Genomic DNA, 20,919 nt, shown 5'->3' on the forward strand with positions numbered 1-20,919 from the left:
GCTTCAGGACCACCCAACTAGGTAGCAGCTCAGGGCGTTCTGAGGGCGCAGAAGCCCCTCAGCTGCTACTCAATTGGGCAAGTGGATCAGTTGGGCAGGCGCACCGGCATCACGAGGTAGCGGTAATCGTCCTGGTCTTCACCGTCGATGTCGTTCTGAGCGGTGATCATGGCGGGCTTCGGCGCAGTGGTGAACGAGAAGCGCACGAACTTGGTTTCAATCACGCTGAGGCCTTCAACGAGGTAATGCGGGTTGAAGGCCACGGTGATGTCTTCGCCGGACAGCTGTGCCTCAAGCTCTTCGGAGGCCTGCGCGTCCTCGCCGGTGCCGGCGTCGAGGTGGAGCTGGCCCTGTGTGAACGCGAGCCGGACCGGGGTGTTGCGTTCGGCAACGAGTGAGACTCGGCGGACGGCCTCCACTAGTTCCTGGGTCTGCACGGTGGCGTGAATCGGCGTGGAATCCGGGAACAGCGAGCGAATCTTGGGGTAGTCGCCATCGACCAGCAGTGACGTGGTGGTGCGGCCGCCGCTTTCGAAGCCGATGAGCCGGCTGTCGTCCTCGGCGATGGCCAGGTTGATGTCGCCGCTGCCGCCCAATGTCTTGGCAACCTCGTTCAGCGTCTTGGCTTTGACCAGGGCGCTGGTGGAGATGCCCGGAGTGACGGGCTTCCACGGTACTTCGCGCATGGCGAGCCGGTAGCGGTCCGTGGCCAGGAGGGTGATGAGGTCATCCTCGATCTCCATGCGGACGCCGGTGAGGATGGGAAGGGTGTCGTCTTTGCTGGCGGCGATGATCACCTGCGACACGGCCTGCGCGAAGGCGTCGCCGGCGACAGTACCGGTGATGGTGGGCAACGCAGGCAGGGGCGGGTATTCCGCCTCAGGCATGGTGGCCAGGTGGAAACTGCTTCGGCGGCAGGTGAGGGTGACCTTGTTGCCATCGGTTTCGATGTCCACGGGTGCCGACGGAAGGCTGCGGCAGATGTCCGCGAGCAGGCGGCCGGAAACCAGGATGGTGCCTTCGTCCCTGACGTCAGCAGGAATCTCAAGCCGGGCTGAGGTCTCGTAATCGAAGCTGGACAGGCTGACGGTCCCGGATTCGGCCTTGAGCAGGAGGCCGGAGAGCACGGGTACTGGCGGCCGCGGAGACAACGACCGGGCTGTCCATGTGACGGCTTCTGCCAGGACGTCCCGTTCGACTCTGAACTTCACGGAAGGGTGCCGCCTTTCATTGCTGCTGCCATTTTCTGAACGGGAACTCGCAAGGAGCCCACAAGACCGGTGCCCCCAAAGTCCCGGAACCTGCATGGTCCGCGCATGGCCGACCGCAAACAAACCCAGGGATGGGAGCGCTGCAGACAGCTTAGCCGGAACAACAGGGATTTCCCCATCCCCGCCAGTGATGCCGGCTCTGCCGGCGGCCAATTGCCGATGCTTTGGCCGGTGCGGTGGAGGTCAGGGAACGAGATTGTTATTTGAGGGATTTCAATTTTTTGGGATTAGTAGTGTTAATAACTGCTGTGGAAACTGTGGATAACCCGGTTTCGCGGCTCGGATCCGGGGTTAAGCCCTGTTCATGGACTGTGGGTTCGGCACGTTTTAAACAGGGTGTGGATGGGGACAACGTTTTTGGCCTGTTGCGGTGATCCACAGACGCCTTAAGGGTTTTAAGCCCATTAACCGCGGTTGTCCCCTTAACTGTCCACAGGGTTATCCACACGCACCTGTTAATAAGGTTAAGAACCGCGGATCAGGAGTCGCGCTGCTGCTGCTTGATCCGGTTGGTGAGCTCGGTGACCTGGTTGTAAATCACACGCCGCTCGGCCATGAGCTCACGGATCTTGCGGTCGGCGTGGATCACGGTGGTGTGGTCGCGGCCGCCGAGCTCCTGGCCGATCTTCGGCAGCGACATGTCAGTCAGCTCCCGGCACAGGTACATGGCGATCTGGCGGGCGGTCACCAGCGTCCGGGTCCGCGACTTGCTGCAGAGCTCCTCCATGCTGAGCTTGAAGTACTCAGCCGTCTGCTGCAGGATCTGGCCCGACGTGATTTCCTGGGCGCCGTCGTCGGTGATGAGGTCCTTGAGCACCATTTCCGCGAGGGCCACGTCCACCGGCTGGCGGTTGAGGCTGGCGAACGCCGTCACCCGGATGAGGGCGCCTTCGAGTTCGCGGATGTTGCTCGCGATCTTCGAAGCGATGTATTCCAGGGCGTCGTCCGGGGCGGAGAGGCCTTCGCTGAGCGCCTTTTTCCGGAGGATGGCGATGCGGGTTTCCAGTTCGGGCGGCTGGATGTCCGTCAGCAAGCCCCACTCGAAGCGGGACTTCATCCGGTCCTCGAAGCCTGCCAGCAGCTTGGGAGGCTGGTCCGAGGTGATGACCACCTGCTTGTTGTTGTTGTGCAGCGAGTTGAACGTGTGGAAGAACTCCTCCAGCGTCCGGTCCTTGCCGGCCAGGAACTGGATGTCGTCGATCAGCAGGACGTCGACGTTGCGGTACGTCGTCTTGAAGCTGGCGCCCTCATCGTCACGGATCGAGTTGATGAAGTCGTTGGTGAATTCCTCGGAGTTGACGTACCGGACGCGGATGCCACTGTAGAGGCGCCGGGCGTAGTGGCCGATGGCGTGCAGCAGGTGGGTCTTGCCCAGGCCTGAATCGCCGTAGATGAACAGTGGGTTGTATGCCTTCGCCGGGGCTTCCGCCACTGCGACGGCTGCCGCGTGGGCAAACCTGTTGGAGGAACCGATCACGAAGGTGTCGAAAACGTACTTGGGGTTGAGCCGGCCAAACTCGTGCGAGGTGCTCGGCAGCATGGGCTGCGGCTTCTGTTCGACGGACGGATCGTTCGCGAGGGAAAGCTCGACGGCGGGTTCCGGCTCTTCGTGGATGGGCACCAGATCGGTGTCCACGTCGATAGCGCAGCGGATGTCGTCCGAGAACACGTTCCGGAGCGCGTCATCCAGCGCGTCCTTGACCTGGGTCTGGAGCACTTCCCTGGTCAGTTCGTTGGGCACGGCAACGAGAAGGGTGGAACCGATGAGGCCCTGCGCCTGGGCGAGGATGACAAAGCCGCGTTGCCGCGGCGAGACGCGGTCGTCCTGTTCGAGAAGATTCACCACGCGCCGCCAGGAACTTCCGACAGTGTTGGCGTGGTTGGCTTCGTCTACTGTCATCAAATTTGGTTCCTCAAAGCTTGCTGCCTGCATTACATGCAGCCGCAAGCCCGAAACCAGGGTGCTGGCCCGGCTTAATCCACAGGGTTATGCACAGTCCGTGGATAATCGGCTACTGAGACACTCTAGGGGATGAAAAGCCTAGAAGATAGCTGGGAAGTGCCTTGTGGATAATTACACCGTTGTGGTTCGAAAACGGCGATCGCGAGCCGCTTCATCCACAGGTTCGGCACCCCGTTAGCCACAGCTGGGGAAACACGCCCGATGGCCTGCCGGTTTGACTCCCGGCGGCGTTTTGCCCTAACGTTGTGGAGTCCTTTGTGCCTGCTTTCTGACCCCATTTTGGACTTCCGGACGCTTCACGTGTTCCGGGAAAATCCAGGGGAAGCAGACACATACAAAACTTAGCGTCGGCCAGTTCTTCCCCTTTACTGATCGGGTGGGCGCACCTTTGATCCACTGGAGTAACTAACGTGAGCAAGCGGACTTTTCAGCCGAATAACCGCCGTCGGGCCAAGAAGCACGGCTTCCGCCTTCGTATGCGCACCCGTGCCGGCCGTGCCATTCTGGCCGCCCGCCGTGGCAAGGGCCGCACCGAACTGTCGGCATAAATACTGACTTGTCGGTCTTCTTCCTTCTGCGAGATTAGCGGTGCTTGCCACCCGGAACCGCCTGAGGACTTCAACCGATTTTTCAACAACTGTACGTTCCGGCGTCCGCAATGGACGCCGGAACGTAGTGTTATATACGGCAACTATTGGAGCCGACGAACCAAGCCGCATCGGCTTCATCGTTTCCAAGGCTGTCGGGAACGCTGTTGCCAGGAACCTCGTTAAGAGGAGACTTAGAGAAGCCGGCGCTGTCTCGCTGCGCGAGTACGGCACCGGATTCGCTATTGTGGTGCGTGCTTTGCCGGCCTCCGCAACAGCCAGCTGGGATGAACTCCTGGCGGACTACAACGCTGCCTTGGCAAACACCATGAGGCGGCTGGCTGGCCGCCACCCGGGGGTAACCGGAACAAGGCCGGCCGGAACGCGACCGGACGGAACAACACAGGAGGGGACACAGCGTGCTTGACCCGAGTGCCGCCGTCGTCCGTTCCCCCAAGTCCGCAGCAGCGGCTGCGGGCAAGTTCATCTGGAACCTGCCCCGCAATATCCTCATTCTTCTGCTCCTGGCCTACCGCAAGGTGATTTCTCCCTTGTACGGCCAGGTTTGCCGCTTCTTTCCCTCCTGCTCGGCCTATGCGCTCGAAGCCATCACCGTGCACGGGGCGGTCAAGGGAAGCTGGCTGGCGGCCAAGCGCCTGGTGCGCTGCCACCCGTGGAATGCCGGCGGCGTGGACCATGTCCCCGCCGGTCACCGCGAATGGCCCGAACACCAGACACCCACAATTGTTGTGCTGAACAACCCGGACAAGTACCTGGCTGCTCAGACTGATGGAGAAGGCCGCGCTGCGGCCTGACGAATAGGGATATCGTATGGACTTCTTTGAAACAATCATGTTTCCGTTCAAATGGCTTGTGTCCATCATCATGGTGGGCTTCCACGAAGGCCTCAGCGCCATCGGCCTGCCTGAGGCATCCGGATGGACTTGGACGCTGTCCATCATCGGTCTGGTGCTGGTGATCCGTGCCGCCCTCATCCCCGTTTTCGTCAAGCAGATCAAGGCTCAGCGCGGCATGCAGCTGCTGCAGCCGGACCTGAAGAAGCTGCAGGACAAGTACAAAGGCAAGACCGACCAGCTCTCCCGCCAGGCAATGGCGCAGGAGCAGATGGCCATGTACAAGAAGCACGGGACCAACCCGTTCTCGGCCTGCCTGCCCATGCTGATCCAGATGCCGTTCTTCTTCGCTCTGTTCCAGGTATTGTCCGGCATCAGCTCAGCCAAGACCCAGGGTCAGGGCATCGGAGCCATGAGCCAGGAACAGGTCGTGCAGTTCGACGAGTCGAGCATTTTTGGGGCTCCGTTGTCTGCTGCCCTGCTGCACGGCGGTGTCGGGAACGTCGCCGTCGTCGTACTGAGCATCCTGATGATCATCGCCATGACGGCGTCACAGTTCATCACGCAGAAGCAGATCATGGCTAAGAACATGTCTGAAGAGGCCATGGCCAGCCCGTTCATGCGCCAGCAGAAGATGATGCTGTACATCCTGCCGCTCGTGTTCGGTGTGGGCGGCATCAACTTCCCCATCGGTGTCCTCATCTACTGGACCACCACCAACCTGTGGACCATGGGCCAGCAGTTCTTTGTCATCCGCCGCATGCCGACGCCGGGATCCCCCGCCGCCAAGGCCCTCGCCGAGCGCCGTGCCGCCAAGGGCCTTCCGGCCCTTCCCATCCTGGGCGGCAAGAAGGCTGATCCCGAAGCGGAGGCCGCTGCCGCCGCTGCGGTTGTCGAGGCCCGGACGCAGCGCATTCAGCCACAACGCAAGAACAGGAAGAAGAAGTAATGTCTGTTGAGAGCTCTGAGCACGCACTTTCCGCTGAAGCCGGCGAAGACCAGGACTCCGTTGCCGCTACCGCAGATGTGGGCAAGGGCACGACGGCAAGCCGCCTGGAAGAAGAGGGCGATGTAGCCGCCGACTACCTTGAGGAACTGCTCGACATCGCCGACATCGATGGCGACATTGACATCGAGGTCCGCAACGGCCGCACCTACATCTCGATCGTGGCCGAGGAAGAATCTGCCGGGCTGGATAGCCTCGTCGGGCAGGACGGCGAGGTCCTGGAAGCCCTGCAGGAACTGACGCGGCTGTCCGTTCTTTCTGCGACGGAAAACCGCTCGCGCCTGGTGCTCGACATCAACGGCTACCGGAAGGAACGCGCGGGCCACCTGCAGAAGATCGCTGAAGACGCCGTCGCCTCCGTCAAGGAAAGCGGCGACGCTGTCGCGCTGGAGCCCATGAGCGCCTACGAGCGTAAGATCGTCCACGACGCCGTCGCCGACCTTGGATTCGTCAGCGAGTCCGAGGGCGAGGGTGCAGGCCGGCACATCGTCGTTTCCGCCGACTGAACCGTTGGCTGACTTACTGATGGTTGAAATGACGGCAGCCGAGCGCCAGGCGGCGGAGAAGATTTTCGGTGACCGCCTGGGCCTGGCTGAACGGTATGTCGAACACCTGGCGACGTCCGGGACCGAACGCGGGCTTATCGGCCCGCGGGAAATCCCCAGGCTTTGGGGACGCCACGTCCTGAACTGCGCGGTGATCGAAAGTGAGATTCCCCAGGGCAGCCACGTGGCCGACGTCGGAAGCGGCGCCGGCCTGCCGGGCCTTTGCCTGGCTATTGCCCGCCCCGACCTCGAACTGACCCTCATCGAACCGCTGGAGCGCCGGGTGATCTGGCTGCAGGAAGTGGTTGACGATCTCGGTTTGAGCAACGTCACCGTGATGCGCACGCGCGCCGAGCTCGCCGTAGGCATGGTGACGGCCGACGTCGTGACCGCCCGGGCAGTGTCCGCCCTGAGCAATCTTGCAGGCCTCACCATTCCCCTGCTTGGCGGCGAGGGTGAAGTCGTGGCGATCAAGGGCCGCAGCGCCGCCGATGAGATCGACAAGGCGGCTAAGGCCATCCGCAAGCTTGGTGGCGTGGAGACGTCGGTGGTCACTGTAGGCCAAGACCTGCTCGAGGAGCCCACCACGGTGGTGCGCATCGTAGTAAAGAAGTCCCAAAAGAGGGCCTAGCCCCGCAAGGTGCCGCGGGTCCTTAGGGTGTAGCGGTTAGGCTAGAGAACGGCAGTGAAGGCCGAACGAGAGTGAGTGTGTCCCAGTGACCAGTAGCGAAACCTCCACGCAGCGGATCCCCCCGTTCGTGTCTCTGGGGTCGGCGCGTGCCTTTGGCGTATCACCGGTCGCTACGACAGTAAATCAGCCCAATCCGGTTGCAAGTACGAGTACTCCCAAGGTTTCACGTGAAACCGCAGCCCGGGGCAACGTCCTGGACACCCTGGATGACTCGAGCCCTATCGCCCGGGAACTCGCGCATGAGAACAGGAGGCGGGAACGGCTCCTCGGCCGCAACCTGCCGAAGCCGGAGAAGACACGTATCTTCACGGTTTCAAACCAAAAGGGTGGAGTGGGAAAGACCACAACCACCGTCAACATCGCCGCAGCGCTGGCGGCTGCCGGCTTGAACGTCCTGGTCATCGACATCGACCCGCAGGGCAACGCGTCCACGGCCCTGGGCATTGAGCACCATGCCGACGTCGACAGCATCTATGACGTATTGATCAACGATCTGCCTCTCGAGGACGTCGTGGCACAGTGCCCGGACATCAGCAACCTCATCTGCGCCCCGGCAACCATCCATCTGGCCGGCGCCGAGATCGAGCTCGTCTCCCTAGTGGCACGGGAGCAGCGCCTCCGCCGTGCCATCGATGTCTATGCGAAGGCCCGGCAGAAGAAGGGCGAGCAGAGGCTCGACTATATCTTCATTGACTGCCCGCCCAGCTTGGGCCTGCTGACGGTCAATGCCTTCTGTGCGGCCGGCGAGGTGCTCATTCCCATCCAGTGCGAATACTATGCACTCGAGGGACTGAGCCAGCTGCTGAAGAACATCGAGATGATCCAGAAGCACCTGAATGCGGAACTGGAAGTTTCCACGATTCTGCTCACTATGTACGACGGACGCACCAACCTGGCCGCCCAGGTGGCGGCTGAAGTCAGGCAACACTTCCCGGAGCAGGTCCTCGGGGCCGTCGTTCCCCGTTCTGTGCGGATCTCCGAAGCGCCGAGTTACCAGCAGACCGTCATGACGTACGATCCATCCTCCAGCGGCGCGTTGTCCTACCTGGAAGCCGCAGCGGAAATCGCTGAGCGTTAGAATTTTCCAAACACAGCAACAGCCGGAGCCCGGCATAGCCGGGCTCTTCCGATGGAGGGAATCATCCATGAGCGATAAGCGACGCGGGCTCGGTCGCGGACTTGGCGCACTCATCCCAAGTTCCGCGTCCGCAAGCGCTTCGGGTAACGGAGCAGCTCCGTCGCGCCCTGTGGATCTGTTCTTCCCTGAGGCGCGCAAGACAGCTGAGCCTGTACCGGCCGTTGAGCCCGACAAGCCTGAGCTCCACGAAACGCCTGCACGCCGGTCCGGTCGGAAGGCTTCGGCCGAGGCGGATACTGATGCCGGCGCCATGGATGGTTCGGATGCGGTGAAGTCTTCCCCTGCCAAGTCCAATGCGAAGACCGCCGCTTCCAGGATCGGTGCTTCCGAAGCTGGCGCGGGTTCTGCAAAGGCCGGGGCGGCTATGGCCGACAAGGGTGCAGCGACGTCCGAGGCCGCTCGCTCGGACAGGTCTGCCGCGGATGTACCCAAGAACGCTGCCGCTTCTGCCCAGGCTGCCGCTGCCGGGGAGAACGTAGACTCCGCTACTGCCTTGGACAACGGCGTTGATCTCGTCGAGGTGCCGGGCGTCCGTTTTGCGGAAATTCCTGTCACGGACATCCACCCAAACCGTAAACAGCCACGTTCTGTCTTCGATGAGGACGACATGGCGGAGCTCGTTCACTCTGTTCGTGAGATAGGCGTCCTCCAGCCAATTGTGGTACGTACTTCAACCGAAATGGGTGGAGAACCGTACGAACTGGTGATGGGTGAGCGCCGGTGGCGGGCAGTTCAAGCCGCCGGGCTTTCCACGATCCCCGCGATCGTCCGCGACACGACGGATGATGACCTGCTCCGTGATGCACTTCTGGAAAACCTGCACCGCAGCCAGCTGAATCCGCTCGAAGAGGCCGCTGCCTACCAGCAGCTTCTGGAGGACTTTGGCACAACGCACGAGCAGCTTGCTGACCGCATTGGCCGTTCACGTCCGCAGGTATCCAATACTCTGCGGCTGCTGAAGCTCCCGCCGCTGGTGCAGCGTCGCGTCGCCGCCAATGTGCTGTCTGCCGGCCACGCCAGGGCCCTGCTTTCGCTTCCCGACGCAGCGTCAATGGAACGCCTTGCGCAGAAGATTGTGGCTGAGGGCATGTCGGTCCGGGCCACCGAAGAAGCGGTCACCCTTCACCGCGAACCCGCGACGCCGGCGAAGAACAACATTCCCCGCCCGGGCGCACGTCACGAACGGCTGGATTATCTGGCCTCCTCGCTCTCGGACAGGCTCGACACCAACGTGAAGATCTCGCTGGGAGCACGTAAAGGCCGTGTGAGTATTGAATTCGCTAGCGTTGAAGACCTCAACCGCATCATGGACGTCCTCGCGCCGGGCGCGGAAAACTAAAGTACCTCTGTCGACAAGGGCCCGTTCAGGTGAACGGGCCCTTTTCCGTATTCGCGCGCTCTGTTTGCTTAGCGGTTTCTAGCGACGGTAATTCGGTAGATGCCGCGGTTGGGCTTTGCGCCATCTGTCTTGGTCGTGCAGTCAAGGTCAATTGAGCTGCAGCAAGATGGCTGCCGGTTAGTGAGCTACGGACCCGATTGTGGCCTTGCTGGACCAATAGAACCATGTAGGTGTAGGAGAAACCTTGCTCAGGAGTTGGGCGTATTGAGGCGACGCTCGGCGGAACTCATGTTGGCTTCGGCGGAATGAGCTCTTTCCTGCTTCATCTGGCGTTCGGCCAACCGTAACTGTCTGCGACCCCTGGATGCCGCTCTTCGTCCCGTGATGGAGCATGGGTTCGCTTGCACATGAGAACGTAAGGCGTTCCGGCGGTTCCGTAATAGCCCGCTGCTCGGCGCTTTTCGAGAAGGACTTTGCTCTAGAGCGTAGGCTTGCGCGGTGCTAGGGCCAGGGAGACGCCTGCGGTCCTTCTAGGACCTCCTGATCGTTTCTGCACTCATTCTGCCGTTTACTATGTTGCCGTCCCTTGGCGTGCGCCCTGCATGTCCTCGGTGGAGTGAAATGTGGAGGGTGTCGTCGTCCTTTTCGGCCGCGTGGCATCAGTCGTTGAGCCGGCACCGCCATCGGGGCGCTGTTTCACGTGAAACTACACGGAACCAGGCCAGCAGGGTTGCCGAACCTCCGCGCAAGCCAGCATTTCTTGGGGGCCTTGGTGTCCCCCTACTGAAACATCCGGCACGACAAGTGCCAGACTGCATTCGCTTCGGCTGTATTAGGTGCCGTCCGCACGCTCCGAACCCGGCGAGTTGATTGAAGACCGCAGAAGGATTGGAGTTCAATCTATATCCAATCTCATTGCACTGCGGCGGTAAGCAAAGCTGTCCTTAAGATGTGGTTATTACCGCATTGCCCAACAGCTGCACGCGGTGGGCGCGCAGACGTGCTCCCCCGGTTCCAATGGGCTACTCTGGCCGGTTCACGGCAATGATCTCAGCGATCACCTCGCTGTGCTCATCAATTCCGTGAGCCAAGGATGGAGGCGCGGTGGCCCCTCTAACGGCAAACCTCACGGGTGGGGAAACGCTCGCCTGTACGCGTAGGGTAGTCGGCGGCACCGCAACGCAGCGTACTGTTCTCGCCAGATGTTTCACGTGAAACGGGACAACTTCCTAGCAACACATTTGTGAACCAGGAAGAGGTCTCAGTTCTGTCGCATGCCCCCACTTCTAGCCCGGCAGCGGCCTCCAGAATCGATATCCGACGTGTCTTGGTGAGTGTTGCGCAGTAGCAGAGCACCGCCGTTCGGCCGGCTGGCAAGCCAGTGAGCGGGTGCGGCAGACTCCTCGGCGCTTGCGGCCAGGCACGTCAGCCCAGAGGCCCGAGGAGGCAGCGGTGCCATCGTCAGTAATCGTGGAACCGAGGGCCACTACGAGAACTTAGACCATAAGAGGATCGTGTGCGGCAAGTTCCGGAATTCTCCTGACCCCGCGGTCGAAGCCCCCCATGAAAGTGCGTGCCGCAGGCGATTCCCAGGCCGAAGCTAGCCTGACTGGCGGTCCTAGGTAGGCGCACTTTCAATTGGGCGAAGGCGGTTGGGGCAATACGGTCTCCTGGCCCTGACATCCGCAGACGTGCGCCCCTCTCTGCTGTCCGCTGTGGAGCTACAAATGCTCCTCTACTGTACCTCCGCTGCCCTCATCGCGAAGCGTGGGCGGAAGGGTGGTTTCACGTGAAACGTTCTGGTGCGGGTCGTTTGAATGAGCGCCGGCTGCCCGGGCAACCGCTGCCTTAAGTAGATGCTTGGGCTCGCATTGGGAGCTACGTAGCCCTTCGCGGTGAGGGTTCGGGCCCGCGGATGTGCAGAGGTCCAGACGCGCATCAGTCACGGGCACCGACGGAAGAGACCATGGCGGATCATGCAACGGTGTTTGACGGCCCCGGGCCGTGAGGGGACGGACAGAAATTGCAGGGAATGGGCCTGCGCATTCGTCCACCCCTTGTGTGCTCCCCCGGCTTACGAAATCGGATGGTGACCTGGTGATGTGCTTGTGGCTGATGCATCAGTGGCCACCACCCGGTCGGGACCATGTTTCCTGAGCTGCCACGAGAGTCGGCCTGGCTGGAGCAGTAGGCGGCCAGCCGCTGGGCGGAGGCGGATGCTGCCGCGGGACGATGTCCGTCACAGGATCGATGAGTGCTGTCGGACTGGGTGAAAAACAGGATCCCACGTTTGTTCCCACAGCCCCGCAGGAGCTGTTGATGAGCCGGTGGATAACGCTGTGGATAACTCTGTGGGTATCCGGGCGGATATCCTAGCCGCGCACTCTTCCGCGTACTGCGTGCGCTAGCTGGCTCTGACCCCAGGGGCATACTAGGGCGGGTCACGCTCGCCTAGTGTTTCACGTGAAACTGGAAGATGACGGTTCGCCCACATCATCCACTTCGCTTTCTTGGTGGGTTAGCGGCCATTCATCGAATGAAATTGGTTACCTAGACCAGTGACTTAATGCGCAAACAGGCCGCCGCGCCGGATGACCGCCTATCGGAAAACTTGATCGGCGGGCCGGTGGCGGGACGTCGCTCGAGGCCCAGCTGGTGTGAGGTCCTTCACCGGCTGCGCCCATGTGTCCGAACGCCGGAAAGATCGCTGTGGATAAGCATGTGGATAGCGCTGTGGATAAGACTGTGAATAATCTCATTGTGAGACTTCGTACATCGGCGGATGACATCCCACTGCTCACTCGCGAGTGGACCACTTCAATGCCGCCGACGGCGCTTGTGGCGACGATTTCGGACCGGGGGCAGCGGAGAATTTGCGCCCGACGCTTTTCCCCTCCGCGGCCTGGTCGAGCGAGGGCCCAAGCTAGGTGCGTCGATCTAATCACCTAGCATTTCACTGCCTTTAGATGGCTGTACAACAGGCGCTGTAGTAGGGGCCCAAGGACTCCATCCCCGACAGCTAGAGTGATCGGACCAAAACCGCCATCGTCTTCCCTTCCTTCGTCCTCGAAGGATGACTCTGGGCTGCAGTCGAAACACCCGGAGCCTGGGCCGCGCAATGGCCGGGCTCCAATCGGACGTCCTCCGTTGTCTATTGTTGGGTTCGATAGCGGCTGTCTGTACCTTCGTGCATTGGAGCTCGTACGCACGACACCAGAACAAAGGCAGTTCAGAACGAGCCCGTGGCTGCCCTTCGCACGATCACACTCGATTCTCATCCAGCTCGCCGGCCGCTGTGCCGGCCGGGTCCGAGGGCACGCGCTGCACTAAACCCGCGCCGGGAGCCTAGTAGTAGCTAGCATGGCTATACTGCGCGGTTCGACTTCCACAGTCAGGGAGGTCGGCAATTGACCCTGAAGTCTGTAGAGGACCGGGCGGTGATGACCCAGGTGGTGCGTAGAGATCAACGTTGACGTGAGCAAGCTGCATACGCATCTGTGCAAAGAGGAGAACCGGGCGGGGCCGCACCGGGCGTCCCGAACCCCAACCTGGAGCAGCCCAGCCAAGTCGGGTCCCGCAGATGGCGCAATGCGAATTCCATTGCACTCCCCGTTGTGGACCACCGTTCCGTGCCGTAGGACAGGGGCGGAGACGAGCAGTATCGTTGCCAGGCTGCGCGGGCACTGGATTCCCATCCCTCCTGCGGTCGTAGTGGTACTACGCACCCGAGGCCAGCTGCCGCCTACTCATGGTTTCACGTGAAACCCCCCAGCCTGTCCCTGCACCAGAATCGGGCGGATGCCGGAAGGTGTCGTGCAGGGTGTTCCCGGGATGCACCGTTCGCCTGACGGCGCATGTCAACCGGCATCGAACGCGACGGTATCCATCTGTATTTGATATTCCACAATAAACATCAAAGTCTGCGCGCGGTTTGGTTGGTCTCGGTATGCAGTGACGCGTCATTCTAACGACCCTTTTAGGTTGCTTGGGGATGCTAACAATGCACAGGGCTCGGGAGGGACCACCCCTAGAACTCACTCCAGGATGGGCTGCGGATACCCTCGTGCGGTTGTGCTCGCGCGTAGTCGTGCCACGATGCCTAATGCGAGTTGCGGCATTTCACTTGAAGCATTGTCATCGGGATGCGGCACACCGGCGCCGTACGGCTCAACGTTTCACGTGAAACACTGCAGACGATCCGCATGCACCGAGGAGCCGGATATCCGGGTGTCGGTTATGGCCTGGCGTCTACAGCATCAAGGCCCACCCGGGGTGACGCAGTACATTTGGCCGCTACGCCGACCGCGGGCCCGAAATCGTGAACCGCAAGTCACCGAGAACAGGCTCAGTTGGCTCCTGGTTTCGGTGCTGCGCTGCTACAGGTCCCGGCACGAGGACAAGCAGGCCTCAAGGTACCGGCGGAATCCAGGCCTCGACTTGTTTGCGCGTTGGCCCCAATTCGGCGCTACATCGCCGACAGTGCGACTGGTGCCCGCACGACGGCGGTCGGCCAGGACGCATGCCAGTTCAGGCCGTGGACCAGCGAGTAATGGCGTCGTGGGATAGAAGTTGGGTCGGATGGGGATACCAATGAGCAAGCTTCGCGTCCGGTGCGAGCATAGAAAGTCTTGCCGGACGCGAACTCTTGTGGGCGTCATGATGATGGGGTTTCGTGTCTCTGCCCCGTCTTAGGGTTCGATCGATTCAGCACGATCGTCCTTGTACAGCCGTCGTGCGGCCCAGCGGTTACGTGGCACCGTGTTCAGTGACCTGCACGGTGGCATCGGCTCATAGAGGCGTGGTTGGCGTGGTTACAGTGCTTGAGAATGAGGATAACCGCGCCCATTCTTCAGGGCACCCGCACTGCGCTTGCCCCGGACAGACTCGTCCGAGACGTTCTCGTGCACCGTGCGGCTTTGAATCCGCTGTTCGCAGATCGCAACGGTGAGGAAAAGAGGGAACGCTACGATTCCGCATGTTCCGGCTTGCGCGCGGCTGTAAGGACGCAGCACATTCGGGGGCGGTGCGCACTCCCCTGTGAGGCCACAAACCCATGCGTTCGTTAATTCAAGCACCAAAAGCCCATGTGCGCGGTCCATGTTTCACGTGAAACAGGTGCGGGCTGTGGACCGCGCCTGGCTGGCGCTTGGCGGTACGGCTGGCGGCAGGCGGGGTTTGCGGCCTTAGGTGAGGCGCGAGCGTCGTGCTCGCCCGCATTGCGGCCCTGGGGCTGGGCGGGAACGTATCAGTAACCGGGCGGCGATACGCGTGCTCAAAGGGATAAGCACTAGATGGGACGTCCGTGGTGTCGTCGGTGTCTTGCCCCAGGCTTGGGCGGCGCGCACAGAGAGGCGGGCACAACACAGGTGTCGTCCAAACGGGACCATCCCTGCCGGGGCTGGTCGCACGCCTAGGCGGCCGGTTGCACTGACGCGCGCGCGGAGCTTTCCACGTGCGTTGGTTCTCGCTTACGCTGCCCTGTTTCACGTGAAACATCTTCCTCTGTGCAGCCAGCCACGCCCGACTTTCGGGCTGTTCAGCACGAGGTGCGGTAGGGCGTCGTCGTCGAGTGGCACGAATCTGAAACGATCTCGGCACGATACGCCACGGTTTGGGGTGGCGTGTTGGCCACAAGTCGCCGATACTGCGAATGCGGACGTCTGCGGGACTCTGAGCGAAGAACGCAGTAGAACGAGATCGCAACAGGTTTCCTCCGACCAGCAGCATGCCAGGAAGCGCCCACGGGGCCCCCGAGAAGCACCTGAAGAACAAAAAGGTGGCCATCACTCCCCTAGGAGCAATGGCCACCTTTTGACGGCACCGTGACTGGCGTTGCCTGTCAGGTATCCCGTCCGGCGTTGAGGCTAGGACAGGACGTCCGCGAATTCCTTTTCGAAGAACTGCTTCGGCTTGGCCCCGATGACAGTGCTTTTCACTTCGCCGCCCTGGAACAGGTACACGGCAGGAATGGAGGTGATGCCGTACTCGGCGGCGATGGCAGGGTTGTCATCAACGTTCACCTTGACCACGTTGACCTTCTCGCCGTACTCGACGGAGATCTCATCCAGGATGGGACCCAGCTTCCGGCACGGACCGCACCATTCGGCCCAGAAGTCAACGATTACCGGCTTGTCGGCGGCGAGTACGTCACTGCTGAAGCTTGCGTCTGTTACGTCTTTTGCGTTGCTCATAACCCTTGTCTCTCTCTTGGAATGATTCTCAGCGCCGGTCAGGCGTGAAGGTCTGCGAGGTAGTGCTCAACATCGATCGCTGCGACACAGCCGGAACCGGACGCGGTGATGGCCTGGCGGTAGGTCGGGTCCACAACATCGCCGGCGGCGAAGACGCCCTTGATGCTGGTGCGGGAGCTGCGGCCCTCGACGGCAATGGTCCCGGCGTCCGTGATCTCCAGGCTCTCCTTGACAAGCTCAGTGCGCGGGTCGTTGCCGATAGCCACGAAAACTCCGGTCACGGCGAGTTCTGACTCGGTGCCGTCGACCAGGTTCTTCAGCTTCAGGCCGGTGACCTTGTCTTCGCCGAGGACGTCCTCGACGGCGGTGTTCCACACGAAGTTGATCTTCTCGTGGGCCTGCGCGCGGTCTCCCATGATCTTGGAGGCCTTGAGCGTGTCGCGGCGGTGAACCACCGTTACGGACCTGGCGAATTTGGTGAGGAAGAGCGCTTCCTCCATGGCCGAGTCGCCGCCGCCGATCACGGCGATGTCCTGGTCCTTGAAGAAGAAACCGTCGCAGGTTGCGCACCAGCTGACACCGTGGCCGGAGAGCCGCTTTTCGTTGGCCAGGCCGAGCTCGCGGTACGCCGAGCCGGTGGACAGAATGATGGCGCGGGCGCGGAAGGTCTCCCCCGTTGCGATGGTGAGGGTCTTGATGTCGCCGTCGAGATCGAGAGCGGTGACGTCCTCAAACTGGATTTCGGTGCCGAAACGCGCAGCCTGCTTTTCGAAGTTCTCCATGAGGTCCGGTCCCATGATGCCCTCAGGGAAGCCAGGGTAATTCTCGACGTCGGTGGTGTTCATGAGCTCACCGCCCGCGGTGACGGAGCCAGCCAGAAGCAGCGGCTTCAGGTTGGCACGGGCCGTGTACACGGCAGCCGTGTAGCCCGCGGGGCCGGAGCCGACGATGATGACATCACGTACTTCTGACGCGCTGTTTTCTGCGGTGCTCACTGAACGGTGAACCTCTTCCTTTGTCGATGCGCCAGCCTTCCGGCCGGCCACATGGCACAACTGATTGGCAGTGTGGAATATTCCAAACGCGTTTGCAGGCAGGCAGAAACGCCCGTGCCTGCAGGAGAACACCGCCACGGGACTTTCCACAAGGGTACCGTCTCCGGCCACCCAGGGCATGCCGGTTACGCCCCGGAGGAACATGACCGCTGAGGTAGTGCCCCTTATTGCAGGGTGTCCACTATTGGGCTGTGTCCTCGTATTGGGCTGTGTCCTCTACTGGACCTTGATCTCCGCGAGCCGCAGGCCGTAGCCAAAGCGGGTCTTCGGGGCTGCGAGCTTTGGCAGGTTCTTGATCGAGACGATGACGTACTGGGCAGTCACCGGTTCGGCCAGCGGCATGGTGAGGTCAGGCGAAGTGAAGCTGTTGGTTCCCACCTGCTTTGCACCGTCCAGCGACGGGCGGTCGTTGGTGAAGACCGTGATGTTTCCGCCCGAGGCGCCCAACTGGTTCAGCGTGATCGAGGAGACCTTGGAAGGGCTCTTGAGCTTGACCACCAGCGGGACCCCCTCGGGAGCAAGACCGCCCCAGTCCTCGGTGGCAAATTCCATGTCTGACCAGTAGCTCGCCGCGTTACCATCAGACGCCTTGCCCAGGTCGCCGTCATACGTCGAAGCGAAATCAAAGTTGCCCTGCCGGGTGATTCCCTCGATGGCCGGCGGCCCTGCCGCCGGGGCGGTGCTTTGGGTCGGGGTACCGGTACTAGGTTTGGTGGCGGCCGACGGCGGTGCGGTGGCTCCGGGGGTTGCTTCCGATTGCGGCGCACTCTTGAAGAGGCTGCCGAGGTTGGTCACGGCAAAGATGAGTCCGACGATCAGGACGGCCGCGAGAAGGCCGCCCACGAGCCAACGCATGGAACGCGGCTCCTTCTGGGGCTCGTCGTCTTCATCGTCGTAATAGTCGGCTGCGGGAGCAGCGCCGGTGCGGCCGGGAGGGAAATTGCCTGCACGGCGGTCCGGCTCGTGCGCGTCGCTGCCCTCGTCGTCATACCCGTCTTCGGGGACGTAGTCGTAGTCGTTCTCGGACCACAGCGACACCTTGGATGAGCCGCGGCCGTCGCCGGAAGCCCCCGTGGACGCTGCGGCCGCAGCACCTGCATCGGCGGCTCCACGTGCGGCCTTGCCGGAGCGGTTATTGTCGCGCTGCAGGAGCGCCTGCTCAACGTTGTCGTGCTGGACGGCCTCGTGGCCGGCGTCCTGCTCGTGGCCCCTGTCCGGCTGAACAGGCTGGGGCGCAGTGGTCTGCGGGACCCCCTGCCGGGTTCCCCGCGAAGCGGCCGCGCCGGCGGCCGCACCTGCGGCGGCCGCACCAGCGGCACCGGCGGCCGGCCCCGCGACTGGCTGGGCAGCCGGAAGCGGCGGCACAACGGGAGCCTTCCGCACCGGTGCTGTGGGTGCCTGCGCAGGCGTCTGCTGCCCGCGCCCCTGCGGACCCGGTGCCCCGTGGCTGGACGGGCCGCCGGCAGGGGCCGGGGAGGTGGCGGGGTACTGCCCGCCCGGCCCGGACTGGCCTTCGCTGTAGTTGATGTACCCGGCTTCGACCTCGTCGTCTTCGTCGTAGGTTTCGGGTTCGTGGGAGCGCGCCCGGCCGAAGATCTCGCTGCCCAGGGTGTCCGTGAAGAAGGGCTCCACGTAGGGTGGGTTGGAAGCAACCACAAGGTCCAACAGGTCAGCAGCGGACGTGTGGTTGGTGATCAGGTAGGTCGTGGCGTCGCTGACGCCAAGATCCAATATCTGTACGTTCCCGGGGCGCTCCCCCGTGGCCACTTCCCGGGCACTTTGGGCCACTTGGTCGGCGTTGTACGGGCCGGCCACCAGGATACTGACCGATCGGTTCAGCACCTGGTCCACACCGTCCAGCACCAGATCCTGGTCATGCGAGCTCAGCACTGTGGCCGTGACCTTGTAGCGGCCGCCAAGTACTGATCCGACATCGATCGGGTGGGACACGTGTTCCTCCTAGCCTGTCCGGGAAATGCTTCTGGCCCTGGCGATGCATCGCCCTGAAAGGCCTCCGGCGCACCGGCGGACCCGTGGTCTGCAACTACCTTTGTTCCCTTCGATCCTAGCCGATGCTGTGCAACGGCCGCGGAAGACGGGGCTGACCGGCTCTCTCTCCGGCTACTTTTTCTTCCTCCGCCGTGACGGGAAGTGCGGGTTCTGGCCGGGGGTGCCCTGGTAGGTCCGGCGGCCCGGGAGCGGGATCTCTCCGCGCAGGGCGTTCCCACGGGCCGTCCCGGGCACGTCCTCCTCAGGAAGGTAGGCGGCGTCGTCGTAATCTTCCGGTTGCGGCTGCGGCGCGGGCCCGGCGCGGAAGGAGGCGGAATCGAACTCGCCGGAAATCCGGGGAATCAGGCCGGTGTCCGAAGAAACCGTGGCTCGTTCCGCCGTCGGACGCTGCTGTGCAGTGCCAGCGGACGCTCCGGCGGCCGAAGTGCCGGTGGTGGCGGCAGCGGGAGCAGCCGCCGGTGTACCGGAATCCCCGCCGGAACCGCGGCCCAGCCGCCCGAGCAGCGGCCGCAGCAGATCGCGCAGCTCGGTGACGCGGAACAGCTTCAGCAGCAGCAGGTACACCGCCATCATCACAGGCCCGACGACGATGATGGTCGCCAGGGCTGCAGGCCGGCTGCTCCAGGCGAAGCCCACCGGGCTGTAGCTGCCCATCAGCCACAGCGCACCCACACCTGCAACGGCCGAGCCGAGGGCGGCGTAGCCCATCCGGATATATGAGTTGATGATCCGCGGACCGTCCAGGTGCCCCAGCAGGCGGCGCAGGAAGAAGGCGGAAACGACCACCGAGAGGATGTTCCCCGCGGTGTAAAGGACGGCGATGGCGAAAATGATCTGGTCGAACGGCAGGAACTGAATGAAGAACGCGGCCACCACATTCACCAGGGCCAGCACCAGCTGGATGTAGAACGGCGTGCGCGCGTCCTCGTTGGCATAAAAGACCCGGGACATCATGAAGTTGGCGCTCATGAACGGAGTGCTCAGCGCCAGGATGGTGAGAGTCTGCGCCAGCATCACGCCGTCCGTGCGGGCACCGCCGGAGAAGAACATGCCCAGCGGCCCGGCGAGGGCGAACAGCGCCAGCGCACCGAACACCGTTGCCACCGCCATGGTCCGCAGCCCCTGCGACAGGGCCTCGCGGAGCTCCGCACGGTTGCCGTCCTGCGAGGCGCGGGTCATCCGGTTGAACAGCACGGTGGCCAGGGAGAGCGCGATGATCGAGTGCGGGAGCAGGTACAGCTGGCTGGCCACTTCCAGGACTGCGTTGCCCGGAAGCATGTCCCCGGCGGGATCGCCGGCCTCCTGCAGCCGGAGCCGCTCGGCTCCGGGGATGGTGGCGATGCGCATCACGTACAGGAACGCGAGCTGCCCGGCTGCTGCCGTCAGGAGCGTCCACACGCTTAGTCTCGCGGCATGGCCCAGCCCCACCCCGCGCCAGCCAAAGCGAGGGCGCAGCCCCAGCTTCAGTCGGAACACCGGGATCAGGAGGATGGCGGTCTGGGAGATGACGCCGATGGTGGAGAAGCCGGCGACGAAGAACGTCTGGGACGCGCCCCAGTTGTCCAGCGAATGCCGGTTGACATTGTTGGCACCGAAGATCCAGATGAACATGCCAAGGCCGGCGATGGCCACGATGTTGTTCAGGATGGGTGCCCACATGGCCGGGCCGAAGGCGCCGTTGGCATTGAGGACCTGCGTCAGCAGCGCGTAGAGGCCATAGAAGAAGATCTGCGGCAGGCACCAGAAGGCGAAGGTAACAGCCAGTGCCTTTTGCTGCGGCGAGTAGCCCTGGGTGGTGAGTTCGATGACGGCCGGCGCGAGCAGCGTAACCAGCAGGGTCAGGGACAGAAGCACGAGAACTGCCAGCGTGAGCAGCCTGCTGATGTAGTCCGCTCCCCTGTCCGGAGCCTTGCTGGCTTTGATGATCTGCGGGACCAGCACGGCGTTGAACACCCCGCCGGCCACGAGCAGGAAGATCAGGTTGGGCAGGTTGTTGGCGTTGATGAACGTGTCATTAACCGTCGAGCCCAGGCCCAGCGCCGCGCCGAGCATCCAGGTCTTGCCGAATCCCAGCACACGGGACACCAGCGTCCCGGCAGCCATGATGGCGCTGGAACGGGCCTCACCGGGCTGCGCGGCACTGGAGGCTGCCTCGCTGGCGGGCGTCACGCCGGGCGGTGTTTCGCCCGGCTGCGCGGGCTGGTCGGAGGACGGATTGGCTGCTGACATCGTCTTCATCGTCTCACCTGGGCGCTGATATCGCGGCACG

General features: G+C 62.6%; 14 protein-coding genes. 8 read left to right on the forward strand and 6 right to left on the reverse strand.

The features are described 5' to 3' along the window. Nucleotides 1-86: 86 nt before the first annotated feature. On the reverse strand, nucleotides 87-1,211 hold the full coding sequence (gene dnaN, locus ACTHQX_RS09235) for a DNA polymerase III subunit beta (protein WP_440157047.1): 1,125 nt from the start codon (nucleotides 1,209-1,211) through the stop codon (nucleotides 87-89). 538 nt (nucleotides 1,212-1,749) lie between these two features. Further along, the gene (gene dnaA, locus ACTHQX_RS09240; RefSeq protein ID WP_236805936.1) at nucleotides 1,750-3,171 is read right to left on the reverse strand and encodes a chromosomal replication initiator protein DnaA; all 1,422 of its coding nucleotides are present in this window, start codon (nucleotides 3,169-3,171) and stop codon (nucleotides 1,750-1,752) included. Nucleotides 3,172-3,644: 473 nt separating this feature from the next. Here dnaA and rpmH point away from each other — a divergent pair, with 473 nt between their 5' ends. From rpmH to ACTHQX_RS09280, 8 genes are all read left to right on the forward strand, one after another. Further along, entirely contained in the window at nucleotides 3,645-3,782 is a 138-nt protein-coding gene (gene rpmH, locus ACTHQX_RS09245; RefSeq protein ID WP_003800212.1) for a 50S ribosomal protein L34, read from the forward strand. A gap of 40 nt (nucleotides 3,783-3,822) precedes the next feature. Then, complete coding sequence (rnpA, locus tag ACTHQX_RS09250) at nucleotides 3,823-4,248, forward strand: ribonuclease P protein component (RefSeq protein WP_236805935.1); 426 nt, start codon at nucleotides 3,823-3,825, stop codon at nucleotides 4,246-4,248. After that, entirely contained in the window at nucleotides 4,241-4,636 is a 396-nt protein-coding gene (gene yidD / locus ACTHQX_RS09255) for a membrane protein insertion efficiency factor YidD (RefSeq protein WP_236805934.1), read from the forward strand. The genes rnpA and yidD overlap by 8 nt, the downstream gene beginning before the upstream one ends. A gap of 16 nt (nucleotides 4,637-4,652) precedes the next feature. Next, nucleotides 4,653-5,624: a membrane protein insertase YidC gene (gene yidC, locus ACTHQX_RS09260; protein ID WP_440157050.1), complete on the forward strand. Its 972-nt coding sequence runs from the start codon at nucleotides 4,653-4,655 to the stop codon at nucleotides 5,622-5,624. Further along, on the forward strand, nucleotides 5,624-6,187 hold the full coding sequence (locus ACTHQX_RS09265; RefSeq protein ID WP_440157052.1) for a Jag family protein: 564 nt from the start codon (nucleotides 5,624-5,626) through the stop codon (nucleotides 6,185-6,187). The genes yidC and ACTHQX_RS09265 overlap by 1 nt, the downstream gene beginning before the upstream one ends. A 19-nt stretch (nucleotides 6,188-6,206) precedes the next feature. Further along, complete coding sequence (rsmG, locus tag ACTHQX_RS09270; RefSeq protein WP_440157054.1) at nucleotides 6,207-6,857, forward strand: 16S rRNA (guanine(527)-N(7))-methyltransferase RsmG; 651 nt, start codon at nucleotides 6,207-6,209, stop codon at nucleotides 6,855-6,857. 85 nt (nucleotides 6,858-6,942) lie between these two features. Further along, entirely contained in the window at nucleotides 6,943-7,995 is a 1,053-nt protein-coding gene (locus tag ACTHQX_RS09275) for a ParA family protein (protein WP_440157056.1), read from the forward strand. Nucleotides 7,996-8,062: 67 nt separating this feature from the next. Beyond that, complete coding sequence (locus ACTHQX_RS09280) at nucleotides 8,063-9,394, forward strand: ParB/RepB/Spo0J family partition protein (protein ID WP_440157058.1); 1,332 nt, start codon at nucleotides 8,063-8,065, stop codon at nucleotides 9,392-9,394. 5,864 nt (nucleotides 9,395-15,258) lie between these two features. Here the strand turns inward: ACTHQX_RS09280 and trxA are convergent. The 4 genes from trxA to murJ all read right to left on the reverse strand — a co-directional run bounded on the left by trxA (nucleotide 15,259) and on the right by murJ (nucleotide 20,879). Next, nucleotides 15,259-15,585, reverse strand: a complete 327-nt coding sequence (trxA, locus tag ACTHQX_RS09285; RefSeq protein WP_111903149.1) for a thioredoxin — start codon at nucleotides 15,583-15,585, stop codon at nucleotides 15,259-15,261. 38 nt (nucleotides 15,586-15,623) lie between these two features. Next, nucleotides 15,624-16,580, reverse strand: a complete 957-nt coding sequence (trxB, locus tag ACTHQX_RS09290) for a thioredoxin-disulfide reductase (RefSeq protein ID WP_440157060.1) — start codon at nucleotides 16,578-16,580, stop codon at nucleotides 15,624-15,626. 276 nt (nucleotides 16,581-16,856) lie between these two features. After that, nucleotides 16,857-18,590, reverse strand: coding sequence for an ABC transporter substrate-binding protein (locus ACTHQX_RS09295; protein ID WP_440157062.1), 1,734 nt, complete (start codon nucleotides 18,588-18,590; stop codon nucleotides 16,857-16,859). Nucleotides 18,591-18,761: 171 nt separating this feature from the next. Next, a complete protein-coding gene (murJ, locus tag ACTHQX_RS09300; RefSeq protein WP_440157266.1) occupies nucleotides 18,762-20,879 on the reverse strand; it encodes a murein biosynthesis integral membrane protein MurJ in 2,118 nt (705 codons plus the stop codon). Between the last annotated feature and the right edge of the window lie 40 nt (nucleotides 20,880-20,919).

Source organism: Arthrobacter sp. SAFR-023 (assembly GCF_051965295.1).
In the GTDB taxonomy this organism is placed as follows: domain Bacteria; phylum Actinomycetota; class Actinomycetes; order Actinomycetales; family Micrococcaceae; genus Arthrobacter.